The sequence below is a fragment of the Sphingomonas sp. CFBP 13728 genome (genome assembly GCF_014841895.1).
Classification (GTDB): Bacteria; Pseudomonadota; Alphaproteobacteria; order Sphingomonadales; family Sphingomonadaceae; genus Sphingomonas.
This window is the reverse complement of sequence record NZ_JACYUS010000001.1, coordinates 272334-292718: the sequence shown is the minus strand read 5'-3', so window position 1 is coordinate 292718 and position 20385 is coordinate 272334. Positions and strand designations below refer to the sequence as shown.

At 65.7% G+C, this 20385-nt stretch carries 17 protein-coding genes; 6 read left to right on the top strand and 11 right to left on the bottom strand.

The window, feature by feature from the left end; all coding sequences use genetic code 11:
- Nucleotide 1: 1 nt before the first annotated feature.
- On the top strand, nucleotides 2–220 hold the full coding sequence (locus IFT67_RS01230) for a hypothetical protein (RefSeq protein ID WP_192144735.1): 219 nt from the start codon (nucleotides 2–4) through the stop codon (nucleotides 218–220).
- A 403-nt stretch (nucleotides 221–623) separates the two neighbouring features.
- Here IFT67_RS01230 and IFT67_RS01225 read toward each other — a convergent pair whose 3' ends face one another.
- Genes IFT67_RS01225 through IFT67_RS01215 form a run of 3 tightly spaced genes read right to left on the bottom strand, consistent with a single transcriptional unit; the run spans nucleotide 624 to nucleotide 2304 of the window.
- Nucleotides 624–1208 carry a DedA family protein gene (locus IFT67_RS01225; protein ID WP_192144734.1) on the bottom strand — a complete coding sequence of 195 codons (585 nt, stop codon included), beginning with the start codon at nucleotides 1206–1208 and terminating at the stop codon, nucleotides 624–626.
- Nucleotides 1209–1250: 42 nt separating this feature from the next.
- A complete protein-coding gene (locus IFT67_RS01220; protein ID WP_192144733.1) occupies nucleotides 1251–1751 on the bottom strand; it encodes a DUF1993 domain-containing protein in 501 nt (166 codons plus the stop codon).
- A 10-nt stretch (nucleotides 1752–1761) separates the two neighbouring features.
- Nucleotides 1762–2304, bottom strand: a complete 543-nt coding sequence (locus IFT67_RS01215) for a DNA-deoxyinosine glycosylase (RefSeq protein WP_244647122.1) — start codon at nucleotides 2302–2304, stop codon at nucleotides 1762–1764.
- A gap of 142 nt (nucleotides 2305–2446) precedes the next feature.
- Between IFT67_RS01215 and IFT67_RS01210 the strand changes: the two genes are divergently transcribed.
- Nucleotides 2447–3958, top strand: coding sequence for an ATPase domain-containing protein (locus IFT67_RS01210; protein WP_274602656.1), 1512 nt, complete (start codon nucleotides 2447–2449; stop codon nucleotides 3956–3958).
- A gap of 1 nt (nucleotide 3959) precedes the next feature.
- A complete protein-coding gene (locus IFT67_RS01205) occupies nucleotides 3960–5939 on the top strand; it encodes an ATP-binding protein (RefSeq protein WP_192144731.1) in 1980 nt (659 codons plus the stop codon).
- Nucleotides 5940–5983: 44 nt separating this feature from the next.
- Here IFT67_RS01205 and IFT67_RS01200 read toward each other — a convergent pair whose 3' ends face one another.
- The 7 genes from IFT67_RS01200 to IFT67_RS01170 all read right to left on the bottom strand — a co-directional run bounded on the left by IFT67_RS01200 (nucleotide 5984) and on the right by IFT67_RS01170 (nucleotide 15514).
- Complete coding sequence (locus IFT67_RS01200; RefSeq protein ID WP_192144730.1) at nucleotides 5984–8377, bottom strand: TonB-dependent receptor; 2394 nt, start codon at nucleotides 8375–8377, stop codon at nucleotides 5984–5986.
- Nucleotides 8378–8519: 142 nt separating this feature from the next.
- A complete protein-coding gene (locus tag IFT67_RS01195) occupies nucleotides 8520–9935 on the bottom strand; it encodes a coniferyl aldehyde dehydrogenase (protein ID WP_192144729.1) in 1416 nt (471 codons plus the stop codon).
- A gap of 145 nt (nucleotides 9936–10080) precedes the next feature.
- Nucleotides 10081–10326: a hypothetical protein gene (locus tag IFT67_RS01190; protein ID WP_192144728.1), complete on the bottom strand. Its 246-nt coding sequence runs from the start codon at nucleotides 10324–10326 to the stop codon at nucleotides 10081–10083.
- 84 nt (nucleotides 10327–10410) lie between these two features.
- On the bottom strand, nucleotides 10411–11616 hold the full coding sequence (locus tag IFT67_RS01185) for an acyl-CoA dehydrogenase family protein (protein WP_192144727.1): 1206 nt from the start codon (nucleotides 11614–11616) through the stop codon (nucleotides 10411–10413).
- Between the two features lie 12 nt (nucleotides 11617–11628).
- Nucleotides 11629–12726: an acyl-CoA dehydrogenase family protein gene (locus tag IFT67_RS01180; RefSeq protein ID WP_192144726.1), complete on the bottom strand. Its 1098-nt coding sequence runs from the start codon at nucleotides 12724–12726 to the stop codon at nucleotides 11629–11631.
- Entirely contained in the window at nucleotides 12723–14261 is a 1539-nt protein-coding gene (locus IFT67_RS01175) for an acyl-CoA synthetase (protein WP_192144725.1), read from the bottom strand. Before IFT67_RS01175 ends, IFT67_RS01180 begins: the two co-directional genes overlap by 4 nt.
- The gene (locus tag IFT67_RS01170; protein ID WP_187504768.1) at nucleotides 14261–15514 is read right to left on the bottom strand and encodes an acetyl-CoA C-acetyltransferase; all 1254 of its coding nucleotides are present in this window, start codon (nucleotides 15512–15514) and stop codon (nucleotides 14261–14263) included. Before IFT67_RS01170 ends, IFT67_RS01175 begins: the two co-directional genes overlap by 1 nt.
- Nucleotides 15515–15626: 112 nt before the next feature.
- On the opposite strand from IFT67_RS01170, the gene IFT67_RS01165 reads away from it, so the two are divergent.
- Together IFT67_RS01165 and IFT67_RS01160 are read left to right on the top strand one after the other, a co-directional pair.
- Nucleotides 15627–16199: a TetR/AcrR family transcriptional regulator gene (locus IFT67_RS01165; protein ID WP_192144724.1), complete on the top strand. Its 573-nt coding sequence runs from the start codon at nucleotides 15627–15629 to the stop codon at nucleotides 16197–16199.
- Nucleotides 16200–16250: 51 nt separating this feature from the next.
- Nucleotides 16251–17870 (top strand): choline dehydrogenase, encoded by a 1620-nt coding sequence (locus IFT67_RS01160; RefSeq protein WP_192144723.1) that lies wholly within the window; start codon nucleotides 16251–16253, stop codon nucleotides 17868–17870.
- Between the two features lie 259 nt (nucleotides 17871–18129).
- Here IFT67_RS01160 and IFT67_RS01155 read toward each other — a convergent pair whose 3' ends face one another.
- Complete coding sequence (locus tag IFT67_RS01155; RefSeq protein ID WP_192144722.1) at nucleotides 18130–18909, bottom strand: SDR family NAD(P)-dependent oxidoreductase; 780 nt, start codon at nucleotides 18907–18909, stop codon at nucleotides 18130–18132.
- Nucleotides 18910–19013: 104 nt separating this feature from the next.
- Here IFT67_RS01155 and IFT67_RS01150 point away from each other — a divergent pair, with 104 nt between their 5' ends.
- Complete coding sequence (locus tag IFT67_RS01150) at nucleotides 19014–20384, top strand: cytochrome P450 (protein ID WP_192144721.1); 1371 nt, start codon at nucleotides 19014–19016, stop codon at nucleotides 20382–20384.
- The last annotated feature ends 1 nt before the right edge of the window (nucleotide 20385 follow it).

Here is a 20385-nt window from a genome sequence, read left to right as displayed (position 1 = left end):
GATGAAGAAGATCAAGATCGTGCCGATGATTGCAGTCATGGCACTCAGCCTTGCCGCATGCTCCAAGCCGGCCGACACGTCGAATGTCACCGACATCGAGACGAACACGGTCGTCGAGGATACGGATTCGAACCTGTCGGCAGTCGACGGCATCGAAACCAGTAACTCGGCCGATCTCGAGAACTCCGCCGATCTGAACAGCAGCGGTAACGCTCTCTGATCGTCTGATACTTGATCTGACGGCGGGCAGGGGACCGATTCTCAGCGATCGGTTTCTTCCCAGCAAACAACAAGGCGATGCGCTCCATTTCAGGATGGGGCGTATCGCCTTTTTTGTATTTAATCCTTTGTATTCGGATCGTTACGAGTAAATTTAACTGGTCGCATTTAGTACTCGATCCGCCGCTGATACTGACGAATCCTATTCCCTATGCAATCGGTGTGTATTACGAGGGGATAACGTCAAGGCGAAGTGAAGCTCCCTAGACGGAACCTCGTGGTCCAGCAGAAGCCCTCTGCTGGGCCACCGTTTTTTCGTGGCCCGATCGATCCGGTCACGCGCATGCCGTCGGCTCGAACCGGCCGACGGCATCGCTGCGATAGTCGAGACGTGGGGTGGATCGTCAGCGCGGCGACGCGACGGCGTTCGATCGTCGTCCGCGCCAGTACCGGATCACCGCCATCACCGATGCGATCACGATTGCCAGGATCGCGACTCCGACCAGCTTGTGCTTCGGCATGATGCTGTGGACCGCGTCCAGCAACGTGTCGCCGAACAGATAGCCGAGCCCGGTGAACAGCACGCCCCAGACCGCAGCCGAGATCGCGTTGAGCGCCATGAACGTGCGCGCCGGGACATGCGACGTGCCGATCGCGATCGGGCTGATCGTGCGCAGGCCGTAGAGGAAGCGGAAGCCGAGGATGAAGATCGTCGGATGCCGTTCGAGCGTGTCGAGTGCCTTGGCGAACGCCGGTTTCGCCGCGATCCTGCGGACCCGTGCCGTATCGCGGTAGCGACGACCGGCGAGGAAGAAGAGCTGGTCCGCGGCGAACGAGCCCGCGACCGCCGCCGCCGCGCTGCCCCAGAGCGGCAGCAGATCCTGGTGCGCGAGCAGCCCGCCGGTAACGACGGCGGTCTCGCCCTCTATTCCTGCACCCAGGAAGATCGCGGCGAGGCCGTATTGGGCGATGAGCGTTTCGATCGACATCCACCGTCCTTGCCGCAGCGCCGCGCGGTTCGCCAGCGTTGCTTAGCGGCCGAGATAATCCATCTTGCCGATCGGCACGCCGCGCATCCTCAGCAAGGCATAGGCTGTCGTGATGTGGAAATAGAAATTGGGCAGCACGAACCCGAGCACATAGCTTTGCGCCGTGAATTCAAACGTCTGGCTGCGCGTGACGAGCGTGACGGGTGTGCTTTCCTTGCCGTTGATCGCATCGCGCGGCACGGTGTCGAGGAAGGCGAGCGTCGCCGCGATACGCTGCTGGAGCGCGGCGAAGGTCGTTTCGTCGTCGGCCATCGCCACCGTCGGGACGCCGCCGATCCGGACCATCGCGCCCTTCGCGGTGTCGCTCGCGCGCTGCACCTGCGCCGTCAGCGGCGCCATGTCGGCGATCAGGCGGGTATCGAGCATCTCGGACTCCGCGACGCCGATGTCGCGCGCGAACGCCTCGCCGGTCGTGAGGATCGCCGAGAGGCTGGCGAACCCGCGCCGAAAGGCGGGGACGGTGAGATCATGGAGACTGGTCATGGACCCAGGCCTAGGCGCGCGAACCCGGCGGGTCGAGCAGGAACGCGGCGAGCTGGCTCCAGGCGGGTTGCTTGGCGGCGAGCCCGATCGTGTGGAGCGGGCTGCTCGATGGCAGCGCGACGATCGCCGGCCCCGCATGGTCGGCGCCCAGCAGTTTCAGTCCCTGCTTGAGCGCGGTGCCGCCATTGAATGCGATCGCGCGAAGTCGGGGCAGGCGGGCGACCAGCCCCGCGATATCGTTGCCCGCGATGTCGACGATCGCGGCATCGCTGCTGCCCGGCCGTCGCGCCGATCCAACCACGTCCCACAACGCGACGCCGCGCGCGCGCAGCGCGGCGAGCCGATCGTCATAGTCCATCGCGACCAGATCCACCCCGACGACCGGCCCCATCAACTGCCAGAACTGGTTCTGCGGATGCGCATAATAGCGCTGGGCCGCGAGCGATCGGTCGCCAGGCAGGCTGCCCAGCACCAGCACGCGCGCATCTGCCGCCGCAACGGGCGGGAACGAATGCTTCAGCGGCATGGGGAGCGGCATGGGGGTCTTTCGCATCACGAGCCCGTCCGTGTCACGACCGACACGGTAACCGCAAGCCCAGCGGTGCGAGACTAGTCGGTGACCGGGTTAGTCCCTATGATCGCAGTAATTCGTCGCGTCCGGCATGGGCGTCGATCGACAGGGGAGGATTGCCGGTTTGGCACAGGACGTACAATTGCCGGCGCTCGCGCGGACTGGGATCGCGGGTCTGGACGACATCCTCAACGGTGGATTGACGCCCGACCGGATGTACCTGATCGAAGGCACGCCGGGTACGGGCAAGACCACGCTGGGGCTGGGCTTTCTGCTGGCCGGCGCGTCGGTCGGCGAGACGGGGCTGTATATTACGCTGGCGGAAACCGAGATCGAACTCCGCGCGGTCGCGACGACGCATGGCTGGTCGCTGGATTCGCTCAACCTGTTCGAGATGGTCCCGGCCGATGGCCTGGGCGAAGATCACGAACAGACGCTTCTGCATCCCAGCGAAGTCGAGCTGGGCGAGACGATTCGCGACGTGATGGCCAAGGTCGACGAGCTTCGCCCGAAGCGCGTGGTGATCGACAGCCTCTCGGAGTTGCGGCTGCTTGCGCAGAGCCCGATCCGCTATCGTCGCCAGATCCTCGCGCTCAAGCACTTCTTCTCGACGCGCGCCTGCACGGTGCTGTTCCTCGACGACAAGAGCGGCTCGGGCAGCGACCTCCAGTTGCACAGCATCGCGCACGGCGTCGTCTCGCTCGAACAGACCCTGTCCGGGTTCGGCGCGCAACGTCGGCGCCTGCACGTCGTGAAGATGCGCGGCGTGCGGTATCGTGGCGGCTATCACGATTTCGAGATCGAACGCGGCGGGCTGTGCGTCTATCCGCGTCTCGTCGCGTCCGAGCACGTCATGAAATATTCGGACGAGGCCGTGTCGACCGGGTCGACCGAACTCGACACGTTGCTGGGCGGGGGGCTCATTCCCGGCACTGCGACGCTGCTGACGGGGCCGGCCGGCGTCGGCAAGACGACCGCGTCGGTCCAGTCGATGGTCGCGGCGTTGAAGCGGGGCGAGCGGGCGGCGTATTTCCTGTTCGACGAGCGGCTTCCGACGTTGCTGAAGCGCAGTGCGTCGCTCGGCATGGACCTGTTGCCGTTCGTCGAGAACGGGCAGCTCGAGCTGCGCGCGATCGATCCGGCCGAGATGTCGCCCGGCGAGTTCTCGGGCGCGGTGCGGGCGGCGGTCGAGGAGCATGGCGCGAAGATCGTCGTGATCGACAGCCTCAATGCGTATCTCCAGGCGATGCCCAACGAGCAGTTCCTGATCCTCCAGATGCACGAGATGCTGACGTATCTCGGCCAGAAGGGGATCGTCAGCCTGCTGATCCTCGGCCTGCACGGGATCACCGGCGACGTCCGGTCCGACGTCGATCTCAGCTATCTCTCCGACACCATCGTCCAACTTCGCTATTTCGAGGCACACGGCGAGGTGCGCCAAGCGATTTCGGTCATCAAGACGCGTACCGCACGGCACGAACGGACGATCCGGGAGTTTCAGATCGGTAGCAACGGATTGCTGGTCGGCGAGCCCCTTCGCGAATTCCAGGGCGTGCTGACCGGTGTTCCGACATTCTCGGGCGAAGGAAAGACGTTGATGGCCAGCCGGTTAGGATTGCGTGACGGGCGCGGCTGACATGGATGACCGTGTCCTGATCCTGGCGCCGAGAGGCCGCGACGCCGTCATCGCGGCGGATCTACTCGGCCGCAACGAGATCGTCGCCGTCGTTTGTGCGGATCAGGCCGTGTTGCTGTCCGAGCTGGATGCGGGTGCCGCGGTCGTGATGTTGACCGAGGAAGCGCTGACGATGGCGGACGATACGCTCCTCGCCGACTGGGTTGCGGCACAACCCAAATGGGCGGATATCCCGTTCGTCGTGCTGACGAACGGCAACAAGGCCCCGCGGACCGAACGCGCGACGCAACGTCTCGGCGATCTCGGCAATGTGATCTTGCTGGAACGTCCTTTGCACGCCGAGGCGATGCTCGGGGCGATCCGGTCCGCGCTGACCGCGCGCCGACGGCAATATGAGCTGCGCGACGTCGCCGTGACGCTCGAACGCGCGGTGCTCGACCGTACGAGCGAGCTGCGATCCGCGCGCGAAAGCCTCGAGATCGCGCTCGAGGCGGCGGGCATGGGTAGCTGGGACATCGACCTGCAGACCGGCGAATCCCGGCGGACGCTGCGACACGATGCGATCTACGGCTATCCCGAGGGGAGGCCCGACTGGAACATGGAAACGTTCCTGAGCCATGTCGATCCGAAGCAACGCGGCACCGTCACGCGCGCGATGACCGAGGCGACGCGGACCGGCACCATCGACGTCGAATACCGGATCGATGCCGCCGATGGGCAGTCGCGGTGGCTCGTCGCCAAGGGCCGGGTCCGGTATGACGAAACCGGCAAGGCATCGCGGATGACCGGCGTCGTCTCGGACGTCACTGATCGCAAGGAAGCCGATCAGCAACTCGCGCAGGCGCAGAAGATGGACGCGATCGGCCAGCTCACGGGCGGCGTCGCGCATGATTTCAACAATCTCCTGACCCCGATCGTCGGCAGCCTCGATCTGCTGCGCCGGCGGCACAAGGACGATGAGCGCACCCAGCGGATGATCGGCGGGGCGTTGCAGGCCGCCGAGCGCGCGGCGACGTTGACACAGCGCCTGCTCGCGTTCGCGCGGCGACAGGCGTTGCAGCCCAAGGCGGTCGATATCGGCGCGCTGATCGACGGTCTGGTCGACCTGATGCGGCGTTCGCTCGGCCCGTCGATCGCGGTCACGATCGAGATCCCGCGGCATCTGTCGTCGGCGCGCGTCGATCCCAACCAGCTCGAACTCGCGCTGCTCAACCTCGCGATCAACGCGCGCGACGCGATGCCGGGGGGCGGCAAGCTGCTGCTGTCGGTCAGCGAGACGGTGGTCGACGACCGCAACACGGTCGGCCTCGCGCCCGATCGGTACGTCCGCATCGCCGCGATCGACACCGGCACCGGCATGGACCGCGCGACGTTGGCGCGCGCGACCGAACCGTTCTTCTCCACCAAGGGCGTCGGCAAGGGCACCGGGCTCGGCCTGTCGATGGTACACGGGCTCGCGGCGCAATCGGGCGGCACGCTCCGCCTGACGAGCGAGCCGGGCGCTGGGACCACGGTCGAGCTGTGGCTCCCCGCGACGGACGAAGCCGCGGTCGATACCGTCGAGAATGCGGCTGAACCCGTCGCCGCGCGCCGCGCTGCCAAGGTGCTGCTGGTCGACGACGAGGATCTGGTCCGGACGGCCACCGCCGACATGCTGCGCGACATCGGGTATTCGGTGGTCGAAGTCTCGTCCGCCAGCCAGGCGCTGTCGGCGATCCGATCGGGCGTCGACGCCGATATCCTGGTCAGCGACTATCTCATGCCGGGCATGACGGGCGGGCAATTGATCAGCGAACTGCGCGCCTCCGGAAACCGTATTCCCGCGCTTCTGGTCACCGGATATGCGGCGGCCGGCGAAGACGTCCCCAGCGACGTCATCCGCCTATCCAAGCCGTTTCGCCAGACCGATCTCGCGGCACGGGTCGACGAACTGCTGCGGCAATCACCACCGGGACGTCCGAAACTCCGCGCGGTAGAATGAGTGGGTCCGGCGTTTTACCGCCGGACCCGCTTCAATAGCGAGCGTCAGAAGCCCTTCTTCAACGAGACGAAGAACTGGCGTGGCGCGCCGGCCAGCAACGTCTGGTTGTCGCCGCTGGCGGTGAAGCCGTTCGAGCCGATCGTCGCGATGTACTTCTTGTCGGTGAGGTTGGTGACGCTACCCTCGATCGCGACACCGTGCAGCGCGCCGTCACCCTCGAAGCGGTAGCCGATGCTGGCATCGACCAGCACGCGGCTCGGCACCGACTGGTCGTTGAGATAGGTGAAGTAGCGCTTGCTCATGTAGTCGGCGCCGACCCGGCCGGTGAAGCCCGACTGTTCGAGCACGATCTCGCCCTTGACCATGTGCTTGGGCGTATCGACGACGGTATCGCCCTTGCGGACCTGGACCGAGCCAGAGGCGTCGGTGACCGTGTCCTGATATTCCGCATTGGTGTAGGAATAGCTCGCGAACAGCGAGAGCGGGCGGAACACGCGGTAATTGGCCGACACTTCCGCGCCGTACGTGCGCACGCTGCCGGCGTTGTTTAGCGTCGGTGCGTTGCCGAGGATGCCGACGCCATTGGCAAAGGCGAGCAGGCGATTCGAGAAGTCGACATAATAGCCGACCGCCGAAGCCTGGAACGGTCCGCTGTGCAAACGGACGCCGCCCTCGGCGGTCTTCGAGCGCTCGGGCTTGAGACGGCCGCGGACGGCGTTGAAGCCCGCCTGCGTCGCCGCGAACGGCCCCGTCGTTGCCGATGACACGAACGCGCGCATGTTCTCGGTATAGTCGGCGAACACTTCCGCCGCAGGGGTCAGCTTGAACAGAATGCCGGCCTGCGGCTGGAACCAGTCCTTGGCGGAGATCCGGCCGACCGAGAGAGGCGACGTCGTATCGGGCAGCATCGTCGCGCTGTTGACGACATAGGCGCCCTTCCACCCGGCGTTGACGATCAGACGATCGCCCGCCAGCTTCAGCGTATCCTCGACATGATACTGCATCGTGTCGGTGCCGTATTTGCCGTTCCACTGCGTCGCGTACGCATTCTTCTGGAACTTCAGCACGTCTCGGTTGGGCTCCGCGCTGTCGGTCATGCCGTAGAAGCGCCGCGCCTGGGTGAAGGTGTTGGTCTCAAGCCAGCCACCGATCTCGACGGTGTTCGCGCCGGTCTCATAGGCGATGTTGCTGAGCGCACCGCCGCGCTTGATGCTGTATTCGGTCGTGCGGAAGCCGAGCGGGCTGGGCGCAGTGATGGCGCTGCCGTCCTGGTTCAGCGCACCCGCCGGGGTCGGCGAATAGGGCGTGATCCACGACCCCTGACCCTTGTTGTTGTGATAGTAACCGGTCGTGGTCATCGTCAGTTCGGGCGTCAGGTTGGCGTCGAGCGTGACGCCGCCGAGGTAATCGCGCCGAACGCCACCTGCATCGAAATACGCATCGTCGACCGTCCCGAACCCGGTCGGGAAGGTCGTGCCGACGCCAGCCCACGGTGCGACGAAGCCGACCGACGACCCGTTGTTTGCCTTCGTGTAGGTCGCGAGTGCGCCCTGGTTCTGGTAGGTTTTCGCGATCTGCAGCGCGAGCGGATAGTTGTCGGCGATGTTGTCGTTGCGCAGGCCACGGCGGCGAATGATGTCGTAGCTGAGATCCTGGTAATCCTGCTCGCGACGATCGGAGAAGTTCACGAACGCTGACAGGCTGCCGAAGCTGCCCAGATCCTTGACGATCTTGCCGTTCGCCTGATGCTGACGCTGGACGCCGTCGCCCTTCCACTTGTCGGTGGTGAGGTAGCCATAGCTCAGATAGCCCTTCAGACCGCCGCCGAGATCACCGCTGTCGATACGCGCATAGCCGCGGTACGTGCTGTCGGAGCCATAGGTGCCGCCGCCGGTGACGTTGGCGGTATCGCGCGGCTTGTCGCTGAAGAACTGGATCGTGCCGCCGAGGTTGCTGGTCGATGCGGTGCCGAGCGCGCCTGCACCCTGCGCGACTTCGGTGCGGGCGACGTTCTCGGAGATGATCGCGCGGCTGATGTGCAGGCCGTTGACGTTGCCGTAGCTCATGTCGCCGAGCGGCACGCCGTCGAGCGTGAAGCCGAGCTGGTTCTGGTTGAACCCACGCAGCGAGATGCGAACCGCCCATTCATACGCGCCGAACGGGTCGGACGCCTGGAAATTGACGCCGGGAAGCTTCTCGATCGCCTTCAACGGGCTCGAACCGGGGGTGAGCCGCGCGAGGTCGACGGCGCTGACGCTCTGGACTTGGCGGCTCTGGCCGAAACCGAGCACGACGATGTCGGATCCCGCCCCGGCATCGTCCGGCGCTGCATCGACCGATGGTGCGACTGGCGCCGCGTCGGGCAGCGTCTGGGCGGCGGCGGGCACTGCGAGCGCGGTTAGCGCGACGCCCGTCAGCAGCGACGAGATGATGTGCATGGAGCCCCTTTGCAGCGCGCGATTGCGCTGCAGTGCACATTGCCGCTCGACGTTACGGTGCGGCGTCAGTTCGAAGACGATTGTGAGACGCTCGTCCTAATTGGCCGCTAGCGTATCCCGTGCGCCACACTGTCGGCGTTCGTCACCGGATCATCCGCGCGATCGTCTTGGCAGCGGCCGCTCCGTAAGGCGGTTTGAGCCCGGCGAGCTTGGCGACGTCGAGCCGCGATTGCTTGAAGACCGCGCGCGCGTGGCTGAAGGTGCGGAAGCCGTCGATGCCGTGATACGCGCCCATCCCCGACGGGCCGCTGCCGCCGAACGGAAGGTCTTCCATCGAGATGTGGAAGATCACGTCGTCGAGCGTCACGCCACCCGAGATCGTCCGGTCGAGCACGCGGCGGCGCTCCGCCTCGTCGCTGCCGAAATAATACAGCCCGAGCGGTCGATCGCGGCGGTTCACCTGCGCGATCGCGTCGTCGATCCCGTCGTAGCGGCGGATCGGCAGGACCGGGCCGAAGATCTCTTCCTGCATGACGATCATGTCGTCGGTGACGTCGCGGACGATATGCAACGGCATTTTCCGCGAGTTGGCGCTGGCAAAATCCTCGTCCGCCGGGTTCACGACCTCGACGGTTGCGCCCTTTGCCTTGGCGTCGGCGATCCAGTCGGTGAGGCGCTGATGATGGCGATCGTTGATCACCGACGTATAGTCGGCGTTGGCGAGCAACGTCGGGTACATCGCGCTCGCCGCCGCCTTGATGCCGTTGACGACCTTGGCTTCGTCCGCCGAGGGGACGAGCATGTAATCGGGCGCGAGGCAGATCTGTCCTGCGTTCATCATCTTGCCAAGCGTGACGCGTTCGGTCGCGCGCGCGATGTCCGCAGATGCGCCGAGGATCACGGGCGACTTGCCGCCGAGTTCGAGCGTGACGGGCGTCAGATTGTCGGCGGCGGCGTGGAGGATGTGACGGCCGATCGCGGTTGCACCGGTGAAGATCAAATGGTCGAACGGCAGCGCGGCGAAGTCCTTCCCCACATCCGCACCGCCGGTGACGATCGCGAGTTCGTCCTGCGCGAAATATTTCGGCGCGAGCTCTTCGAACAGCGCGGCGGTGGCACGCGTGTACTCGCTCGTCTTAGCCATCGCGCGATTGCCCGCGGCGAGCACGCCTGCGAGTGGCGCCATCAGCAGGTTCACCGGAAAATTCCACGGCGCGATGATGCCGATCACGCCTTTGGGCTGGTATTCGACCCAAGCCTTCGCGCCCAGCAGTCCCAAGGGAAACTGCACCGGGCGGCGGTCGCGGCGCATCCAGCGATCGAGATGCTTCGCCGCATGCGCGATCGGCGCGAGCGAGGCGCCGATATCGGTGATCATCGTCTGCTCGCGGCTGCGATGCCCGAAATCCTCCGACATCGCGTCGCAGAACCGCACGGCGTTATCCCGCACCATCGCCGCAGCACGCTTGAGCCGATCGAGGCGGACGGCCTTGGTAACCGGAAGCTCCGCCATGAATGCGTCGCGCTGCGCGGTGAGGATGGTGTGCATGTCGGTCATTCGTGAATCCTTGGCAGATCGATACTCGACGGAAGCAACTTACATTCTCGTACCGACGGGTAGTGCCGACTCTCGACGGCGACGCTCAGCTCAGCTCGCGAACACGAACTTAAGTGGGGCGCCCATCCCCTTGGAAAACCGGCTCTTATGCATCGAAGGTGTGCCTAATCGCACTCCATTCGGCCCAAACATCATCCTGGTCTATGTCGTCGTAACCGCGTTCTTCGGCCATGTGCGCGGCCACGTCTCGCGGCAACGCTATCGATACGGCATTATCCCGAATCGGCAGAACCTCGCCCTCGGTCAGAGGTACTCCCTTTGCCCGCTCGCGGTTGAGCAGGATCGTCACCAAGGCCGGTATGGGCACGATTACAAGCGGTTCGCTGTTCATTCCGGTACTTTCGCAACTTTCATCAGGGGCTGCAATTCGGCATGCTCCGACCGCGGATAATCCGTGTCAAACCTAGCACTGTCTTCAAGCCCCAACCGGCAAATCCCGAAACGCCTGATCCTTGTCGACACGGATTTCGCCGGGGAGGCCGAGCACGCGTTCGGCGATGATGTTCTTCAGGATCTCGTCGGTGCCGCCGGCGATACGCAGGCCTGGTGCCCACATCGTCGCGGCGTGGAACGCGCCTTTCAGCGGGGTGAGCGCGGGGTCGGATATGATGCCGTATTGATCGCCGGCTTCGACCGCGGTGTTGCCGATCGCCTGTAGCTGGTTGGCGGCGACGATCTTGCCGATCGAGCTTTCGGGGCCGGGCACCTGACCTTTCGACAGCGCGGTGATCGTCCGCATCCGAGTGTTCCGCAGGCCTTCGGATTGCACCCACCAGTCGGCGAGCGTCTGGCGGAACGCGGCGTCCTTCAGCAGCGGGCCGTCTGCGCCGTTGGCCTGAGCGGCGAAGGCGAGGATGTCCTCCGGGCCGACCCCGCCGCTCGTGCCGATCGCGAGACGCTCGTTCATCAGCGTGAACAGCGCGACCTTCCAGCCGCCATCGACCGGTCCGAGGCGTTGCGCGTCGGATATCCGGACGTCCTCGAACCAGACTTCGTTGAAACTCGACCCGCCGGACATCTGGTGGATCGGGCGGATCTCGATCCCCGGTGCCTTGAGGTCGAGCCAGAACATCGTCAGGCCCTGGTGTTTCGGCACGTCGGGATTGGTTCGCACCAAAACGATGCCGTAGTCGCTATAATGCGCGCCCGAGGTCCAGACCTTCTGCCCGTTGATGACCCAGTCGTCGCCCTCGCGGACGGCTCGCGTACGGATCGCAGCGACATCTGACCCGCCAGCGGGTTCGGAAAACAGCTGCGACCAGATCTCGTCGCCGCGCACCGCCGGGCCGACGAAACGGTGCTTGGTCGCGTCGTCTGCATAGGCCATCACGGTCGGCACGCACATGCCGAGGCCAATCGTGAAATAGCTGCCGTCGACCGCGTGCTTGGCCTCTTCCTGCCCGAAGATCACGCTCTCGATCGGGGTGCCGCCGCCGCCGCCCCATTCATGCGACCAGGTGATGCAGGCGTATCCACCAGCAGCTTTTCGGGCCTGCCAAGCCTTCGCCTTGGCCATGTCGTCGGGGTAGTGGCCGGCATCGTGCTCGGCGATGTTCGCGTCGAGCCAGTCGCGCGCGGCGGCGCGGTAGGTGGCTTCGACGTCGCTGTCCTTGAAGTCCATGTGCTGCTCCGATCAGGCGGCGTTGCGCATTTCGAGTTGGCCGACGAGGCGTTCGCGCCACGCCGCGGGGCTGCCGGCGACGAGCGCGAGCTGGCGCGAGCGGCGGTAATAGAGGTGGCAGTCGGACTCCCAGGTGAACCCCATCCCGCCATGCGTCTGGATGTTCTCCTTCGACGCGAACCAGTAGGCGTCGGACGCGGCAACGCGCGCCGTGGCGGCGGCGAGCGGGAGTTCGGCGGCGGCCACGTTCAGCGCCCACGCGCCATAATAGGCGTTCGAGCGTGCGAGTTCGTTCTTCACGTACATGTCGGCGAGCTTGTGCTTGATCGCCTGGTAGCCGCCGATCTGCCGGCCGAACGCGTAGCGATCGAGCGCATAGCCCTTCGCCATATCGAGGCACCGGTCCGCGCCCCCCAGTTGCTCGAACGCCAGCAGGACGGCGGCGCGGTCGAACACCGCCTGCATCGCCGCGATCCCGTCGTCGGTGCCGAGCCTTTCGCAGGGCGCGTCGGTGAAGGTGAGACGGGCGGCGCTCCGCGTCGGGTCGAGCGTTCCGAGGACTTCCGCGGTAACGCCCGACCCCTTCTCGACGAGGTAGAGGCCGTCGCGCGCAAGGATGACGATCAGGTCGGCAACGTCGCCATCGGCGACGGGAATCTTTTCGCCAGTAATTTTGCCGTCGGAGACGGTGGTGCGGACCGATCGTGCAGTGACCGGGCCGGCGCCTTCCGAGGTAGCGAATGCACCGATGACGTCACCTGCCGCTATCCTCGGCAGCCATCGGACCTTCTGGGCGTCGCTGCCGTACAGCATCAGCGCTTCGGCGACGAAATAGACGGTCGAGGCGAACGGGATCGGCGCGCAGGCCCGCCCCAGTTCCTCGGCGATCGCGCAGAGTTCAATGTGGCCGAGGCCCAGCCCGCCGAACTCTTCGGGGATCGCTGCACCGAGCCAGCCTTGTGCGCCGACCGCTTTCCAGAGATCAGCGTCATAGGCGGTGCCGACATCATCGAGCACCGCGCGGACCCGGTCACTGCCGCAATGCGCGGACAGGAACTTGCGCGCTTCGTCCTTGAGGAATTTTTGGTCGTCGGAATAATCGAAGTTCATGCGGACTCCTTCGAATGCGCCCAATATTCGTCGCGGAGCAGGCGCTTGTAGAGTTTCCCCGTCTCATGCCGCGGTAAGGTCTCGCGAAAATCGATCCGGCGCGGCGCCTTGACGTGGCTAAGGTTCGCGCGGGCGAAGGCGCTGAGTTCGGCGGCCAGTTGCGCGCGATCCTCGGTCGGATCGGCGGGACAGACGATCGCCACCACCTGCTCGCCCATCTCGTCGTCCGGCGCGCCGATCACCGCGACGTCGGCGACCTTCGGATGGGTGACGAGCAGGTTCTCGATCTCGGCGGGATAGATGTTCACGCCGCCCGAGATGATCATGAAGCTCTTTCGGTCGGTGAGATAAAGATAGCCTTCCTCGTCGAGCCAGCCGACGTCGCCCAGCGTCGTCCAGCCATGCGCGTTGGCGGCCTCCGCCGTCTTGGCGGGATCGTTATGGTATTCGAACGCCCCACCGCCCGCGAAATAGACGTCGCCTTCAGCGCGTGGCGGCAGAGCGTTGCCCTCCTCGTCGCAGATCATCGTCTTAGCGGTCAGATTACGTCCGACCGAGCCCTTATGCGCCAGCCATTCCGCGCTGGAGATCGCGCAGAACCCGTTGCCTTCGGTACCGGCGTAATATTCGCCGATGATCGGGCCCCACCAGTCGATCATCGCCTGCTTGACCGGGAGAGGACAGGGGGCGGCGGCGTGCCATACCGCCTTCAACGACGACACGTCGTAGCGCGCGCGGACTTCGGGCGGGAGCTTCAGCAGGCGGATGAAGTGCGTCGGCACCCATTGCGCATGCGTTACGCGGAACCGTTCGATCGCGGCGAGCGCGGCTTCGGGATCGAAATGCTCCATCACGACGACGGTGCCGCCGACCTGGTGCACCGCCATCGACCAGCGCAGCGGCGCCGCGTGATAGAGCGGCGCGGGCGAGAGATAGATCATCTCGGGGGTGAAGTCGTACAGCCCCTTGCCGAGCATCACGAGCGGCGAGACGTTGGTCCCGAACGCCTCGTCGGACAGCGCGTGCTTGACGCCCTTCGGCTTGCCGGTGGTGCCTGACGAATAGAGGAGGATGCCGCCGGGCGAGGGGTCGGCGATCGGCGTGGCGGGCATCCCGTCTCGCGTGGTTTCGTAAGGCGCGTAACCCTCTGTCGCGCCGTCGACCATATAGCGCGTCACGTCGTCGAGCACCGGGACAAGTGCCGTCGCAACCTCCGCACACCCTTTGCTCGCGATCATCACGCGGCAATCGCCGTCGCGGATGATGTACGCCGCCTCGCTCGCGGTGAGTTTCGACGAGAGACAGGTGCAATAAACGCCGGTCCGTTCCGCCGCCCACATCACTTCCAGATAGCGCGGCGAATTGTCCATCAGCACTGCGATCCCGTCGCCGCGCCTGAGCCCGAGCGACCGGAACAGATGTGCACCCCGGTTTGCCCGTTCGTCCAAGTCGCGATACGTCACCGTCTCGCCCGTCGCCGCCATGATGTAGGCGGGTTTGTCGGGCGTCGTCAGCGCGTGCGCGACGGGATGCATCAGACGCGCTCGATGATGATCGCCGGAGCCATCCCGCCGCCCGCGCACATCGTCACGAGCCCGCGCTTCAGGTCGCGGCGTTCGAGCTCGTCCAATATCGTGCCGATCAGGATCGCGCCGGTCGCACCGATCGGATGGCCCAGCGCGATTGAGCCGCCGTTGACGTTCACCTTGTCGCGGTCGAGCTTCAGGTCGCGGATGAACTTCTCCGCGACCACCGCGAACGCCTCGTTGATCTCCCACAGATCGATGTCGTCGACGGTGAGCCCAGCCTTCGCGAGCACCTTCCGCGCCGCAGGGACGGGCGCGTTGAGCATCAGCGTCGGGTCGTCGCCCATGTTCGCCATCGCGACGATGCGCGCGCGGGGCTTCAACCCGTGCTTTGCGGCGTAATCGGCACTCGCGAGCAGCACGGCGGCGGCGCCATCGACCACGCCCGACGAATTGCCGGCATGATGGACGTGCTTGATATCGACGTCAGGATAGCGGCGGTTGATCTGCTTGCGATACGTCGTGCCCTTCTCGTCGAGCGGAATGTCGGCAATCCCGGCAAACGAAGGGCGCAACGCCGCGAGGCCCTCGGCGGTCGTATCGGGACGCGGATATTCGTCCTTCTCAAGGACCAATGCGCCGGTGTCGTCAGTGACCGGCACGAGGCTGCGGTCGAACCGGCCTTCGGCGATCGCCACCGCAGCACGGCGCTGGCTCTCAAGCCCAAGCGCTTCGAGCGTTTCGCGGTCGATCCCCTCAATGCTGGCGATCGCGTCGGCGCAGATCCCCTGGTTCGATTGCGGATGCGCCGCGTCGAGCCTCGCGTTGCCCGATCCGATCCCGAGCGGCCGCTTGCCCGCCGCCATGTCGTCCTGCATCATCGTCGTGGTCAGCGACATCATCTCGGTCCCGCCGGCGATGACGAGGTCTTCCATCCCGCTCATGATCTGCGCCGCGGCGAAGTTCACCGCGGTAATCCCGCCGCCGCAGAACCGGTCGAGCGTCGTTCCGCTCGCCTTGACGTCATAGCCAGCATCGAGCGCCGCCATCCGCCCCAGATCGCCGCTCTGCTCGCCACGCTGCGTCGAGGTCGACCAGATGATGTCGTCGACATCGGCGGTTTCGAGGTGGTTGCGCTCGGCAATCGCTTTAAGCACGGTCGCGGCAAGGTGTTGGGGATGCATATGGGCTAAAGCGCCCTTGCCCGTCTTGCCGATCCCGCGCGGGGTACGGACGGCGTCGATGATCAATGCCTCGGCCAACATCGCTCTCCTGTCGCATCCGCCGGTCTGGTCCGATCGTGATGCCTAATGCTAGGTGAAGCCAGATTGCGCCCGGCCTCGTTCCGACGTAACATTCGTTATGGAGAGTGGCTTGTCAAGCACGGTATCGATCGAAGACGCGGCGGCAACCCGGGCGGATCTCGCGCCGCGCGACTGGCTCGAGATCGGCCAGGCGCTGCTGAAAAGCGGCGGGCTGCGTGCGCTGAAACTCCGCGGCCTGGCGCAGGCGGCGGGGGCGTCGACCGGCAGCTTCTATCATCATTTCAAGGATTTCGACGGCTATCACGCCGCGCTCGCCGAGTATTTCGCGGAGGCGCAGATCGATCCGCTGCTGGCGTCGCTGACCGCATCGGACCTCGCGCCGGTCGAGCGGATCCGCGCGTTCGCCGAGCATGTCCGTGAGCACGACATGTCGCAACTGGCGCTGGCGATGCGTGCCTGGGCGAAGAGCGACGCGCGGGCGGCGTCGGCGATCCGCGAGCATGACGACAAGGTCATGGCGTTCCTCGTCGCGCAGTTGACCGCGCACGGGTTCGACTCCGTAGAGGCGGGTATTCGTGGCTATGCGCTGCTCGCGGTAGGGCTGAGCGAAGTGCATCCCGTCGAGGGTCTCGATCGCGGTGTGCTACGCAACGGCTTGCTAACGCTGCTGTGCGAGCGCTAGCCTGATACCGCGACTCCGTAAAAAGCGGAGCGTGAACAAGAGGATGCGGGCATGCAGACGTATGACTACGTGATTATCGGCGCGGGCTCGGCCGGCTGTGTGCTCGCCGCGCGATTGACCGAGGACCCCGACGTGAGCGTGCTGCTGCTCGAGGCGGGCGGGCGCAACGACGGCGTGCTAGTGCGGATGCCCGCAGGAGTCGGCGAACTCATCAAGAGCAAGAACGCGAGCAACTGGGGCTTTTCGACCGAGCCCGAGCCGCATCTCGACAACCGTCGCCTGTGGTGGCCACGCGGCAAGGGGCTGGGCGGCAGTTCGTCGATCAACGGCATGATCTACACGCGGGGCCATCCGCAGGACTATGACGAGTGGCGGCAGATGGGCCTGCCCGGTTGGTCGTTCGACGACGTGCTGCCGTATTTCAAACGGCTCGAAGGGCATCATCGCGGCGAATGCCCCTTGCACGGCGGCGGCGGGCCGCTGACGATCTCGGGCGGCGAGTCCGACAGCCCGTTCTACGACGCGCTGGTCGAGGCCGGGCGGCAGGCTGGCTATCCGGTGACCGAGGATTTCAACGGGGCGAGCCAGGAGGGGTTCGGGCGCTACGACCTGACCGTGGCCGACGGGAAGCGTTGGAGCACGGCAGCGGCGTATCTGCGGCCGGTACTGTCGCGGCGCAACCTGACCTGCGTCACGGGCGCGCGGACGACGCGGATCCGGATCGACAAGGGGCGTGCGACCGGCGTCGATTACGTGCTCGACAAGGGGGCGCGCCCTGAGAGCGTGACGGCGACGCGTGAAGTGCTGCTATGCGCGGGCGCGGTGCAGTCGCCGCATATCCTCCAGCTGTCGGGTATCGGCGATCCGGATCGGCTGACCACGGCGGGGGTCGGCGTGGTGCACGCGCTGCCCGGTGTTGGCGAGAACCTTCAGGACCATCTCGATGTCGTGATGAACTGGAAATCGCGCGGGCTGCGGACCGGGTACGCGATGACCAAGGGCGTGGGGATGATCGGAGTCGGGCTGAACTACCTTCTGCGCGGCAAGGGGGCGGGGCGGCAGCAGTTCCTCGAGGCGGGTGCGTTCGTGTCGTCGCGCGAGGGTCTCTCGCGGCCCGACGTGCAGATCCACGCGGTGCTCGCGATCATGCAGGATCACGGCAAGGTGAAGGCGACCGAGGATGGCTTCACGCTGCATCTCTGCCAGTTGCGGCCGCAGAGTCGCGGACGGATCGGGCTGCGCTCGGCCGATCCGTTCGCCGACCCGACGATCGTCGCGAACTATCTCGCGACCGCGGAGGATCGCCGCGTGATGCGCGCCTGCGTCGGGATCGGTCGCGATGTCGCGCGGCAGGCGGCGCTCGATCCATACCGGGCGGGGGAATTGTCGCCCGGCGAGGACGTGCGGACCGACGACGAGATAGACGCCTGGGTGCGTCGGACGGCGGAGACGATCTACCACCCAGTGGGGACGTGCAAGATGGGCGCCGCAGACGACGCGCTGGCGGTGGTCGATGCGACCTTGGCAGTGCGCGGGCTTCAGGGGTTGCGGGTGGTGGACGCCTCGGTGATGCCGACGCTGATCGGGTCCAACACCAACGCCCCGACGATCATGATCGCGGAGAAGGCGGCGGACATGATCAAGGGGCAGCAACTGGCGCGGGCGGCCTGAAGGGTCCGCCCTCCACAATGCACCACCCTGGCTAACTAGACACCACCCCGGCGGAGGCCGGGGCCCAATTGGAAAGGTCGCAGTAACGAGGCGCTGCCCTTAGTTACTGGCGTCCCCCAATTGGGCCCCGGCCTTCGCCGGGGTGGAGGTTGGCACCAAGCGTACCCATCTTGCCCCGTCGCCGCCTCACCTTCCTCCAATTGAGAGAGGGAAGGGCCCGCCCGGCGCTTTGCCGTGAGAGGAGCGGGGGCGGCTTATATCACCGCGGCGCCATCCGGATAGCGCCGTCCAGCCGCACGTCCTCCCCATTGAAATACCCGCACTCGATCATCGTCAGCGCCAGCGCCGCAAACTCCTCCGGCCGCCCGAGCCGCTTCGGAAACGGCACCGACGCCGCCAGCGCATCGCGGACCTGCTGCGGCGCGGCCGCTAGAAGCGGCGTGTCGAAGATGCCCGGCAGGATCGTGTTCACGCGGATCCCCTCGCTCATAAGGTCTCGCGCGATCGGCAGCGTCATCCCGACCACACCGGCCTTCGACGCGGAATAGGCGGCTTGCCCCATCTGGCCATCCTCCGCAGCAGCACTCGCGGTGTTGACGATCGCACCCCGCTCGCCGTCTTCGCCCGGCTCCAGCGTCAGCATGCCCGCCGCCGACTTGGCGAGGCAGCGGAACGTGCCGACGAGGTTGATCTGGATGATCCGGTCGAACGCATCGAGCGGGAAATGCTTGATCGAGCCGTCCTGCTTCGATCGCCCCGCGGTCTTCGCCGCGTTGCCGGTGCCCGCGCAATTCACCAGTATCCGCTCCTGACCATGCGCGGCGCGCGCCGCCTCGAACCCCGCATCGACGCTGTCGTCGGACGTGACATCGACCTTGCAGAACACCCCGCCGATCTCGTCCGCCAGCGCCTCGCCCTTGTCCGCCTGGAGGTCGAAGATCGCCACTTTCACCCCCTTGGCGGCCAGTGCACGCGCCGTGGCGGCACCCAGGCCCGACGCGCCGCCGGTCACCACGGCAGCACTGTTTGCGAGGTCCATGCATCTCTCCTGTCAAAGCGCCGGGATCCGCGCCCCGGTTGCAGAACAATAGTTATGCCGGTATTCGAGGCTTGCCAAGCCGGCATGTCGCTGAGGATCCGACGATGAGCCACGCCATGTTGCAGAACGCCAGCCCGCACTGGCTTCCGCGCCAGAAAAAAGGCGCGCTCGATCACATCCCCGGCAGCTACGGCCTGCCGTTCTTCGGCAACACCTTCAAATTGCTGGCGGATCCGATCGCGTTTTCGGAAGGTATGGCTGCGCGCTACGGCCCGATCTATCGCAACCGTGCGCTCGGCGGCACCGGCGTCAACCTGCTCGGTCCCGACGCGAACGAACTGGTTCTGTTCGATCGCGACAAGATCTTCTCGTCCGAACAGGGCTGGGGCCCGCTGCTCAACATGCTGTTCCCGCGCGGCCTGATGCTGATGGATTTCGACAAGCATCGCGCCGACCGGAAGGCGCTGTCGGTCGCGTTCAAGCCCGAGCCGATGCGGCATTACGCGACCGAACTCGACGCGGGCATCGAGGCCGCGATCGGCGGCTGGGCCGGGCAGACCTTGCGCTTCTACGACGCGGTCAAGAAACTCACGCTCGATCTCGCCGCGACCAGCTTCCTCGGCGTGCCGCTCGGCGCGGAGGCGGATCGGATCAACCAGGCGTTCGTCGACGAGGTACAGGCGAGCGTCTCGCCGATCCGCAAACCCTTGCCTGGCACACAGATGCGCAAGGGCGTGCGTGCCCGCGCCTATCTGGTCGACTTCTTCGAACGCGAGATCCCCGCACGACGCACCGGAAACGGCCAGGATTTCTTCTCGCAATTCTGCCGCGCGACCGATGACGACGGCGCGCCGCTGACCGCGCTGGCGATCGCCGACCACATGAATTTCCTGATGATGGCGGCGCACGACACGATCACCTCGTCCGCGACCAGCCTCGTCATGCTGCTTGCGCGCAACCCGGAGTGGCAGGAACGGTTGCGTGAGGAAGTTGCCGCGCTCGACCCGGATGTGCCGTTGACCGAGCAACTCGATCGCCTGATCCTCACCGAATACGCGTTCAAGGAATCGCTGCGGATGATGCCGCCCGTCCCGTCGATCCCGCGGCGTGCGCTCAAGGATTTTACCTTCGGCGGATATGACATTCCCGCCGGGACGAGCGTCGGCACGGGCATCACCTATACGCACCGGATGGCCGAGTATTGGCCCGATCCCGACAAGTTCGACCCGCTCCGCTTCACGCCCGAGGCATCGAAGGGCCGCCACCGGTTCGCCTGGGTGCCGTTCGGCGGCGGCGCGCACATGTGTATCGGGCTGCATTTCGCGACGATGCAGATGCGACTGCTGATCGCGCATCTGCTCCTGCGCTACAGGATCGAGGCGGCGGCGGGCAGCGGAAATGCATGGCAGGTGTTCCCGATCCCGCGGCCGAAGGACGGTTTGCCGGTCACGTTCGTACCGCTTGCCTCCACGTAAT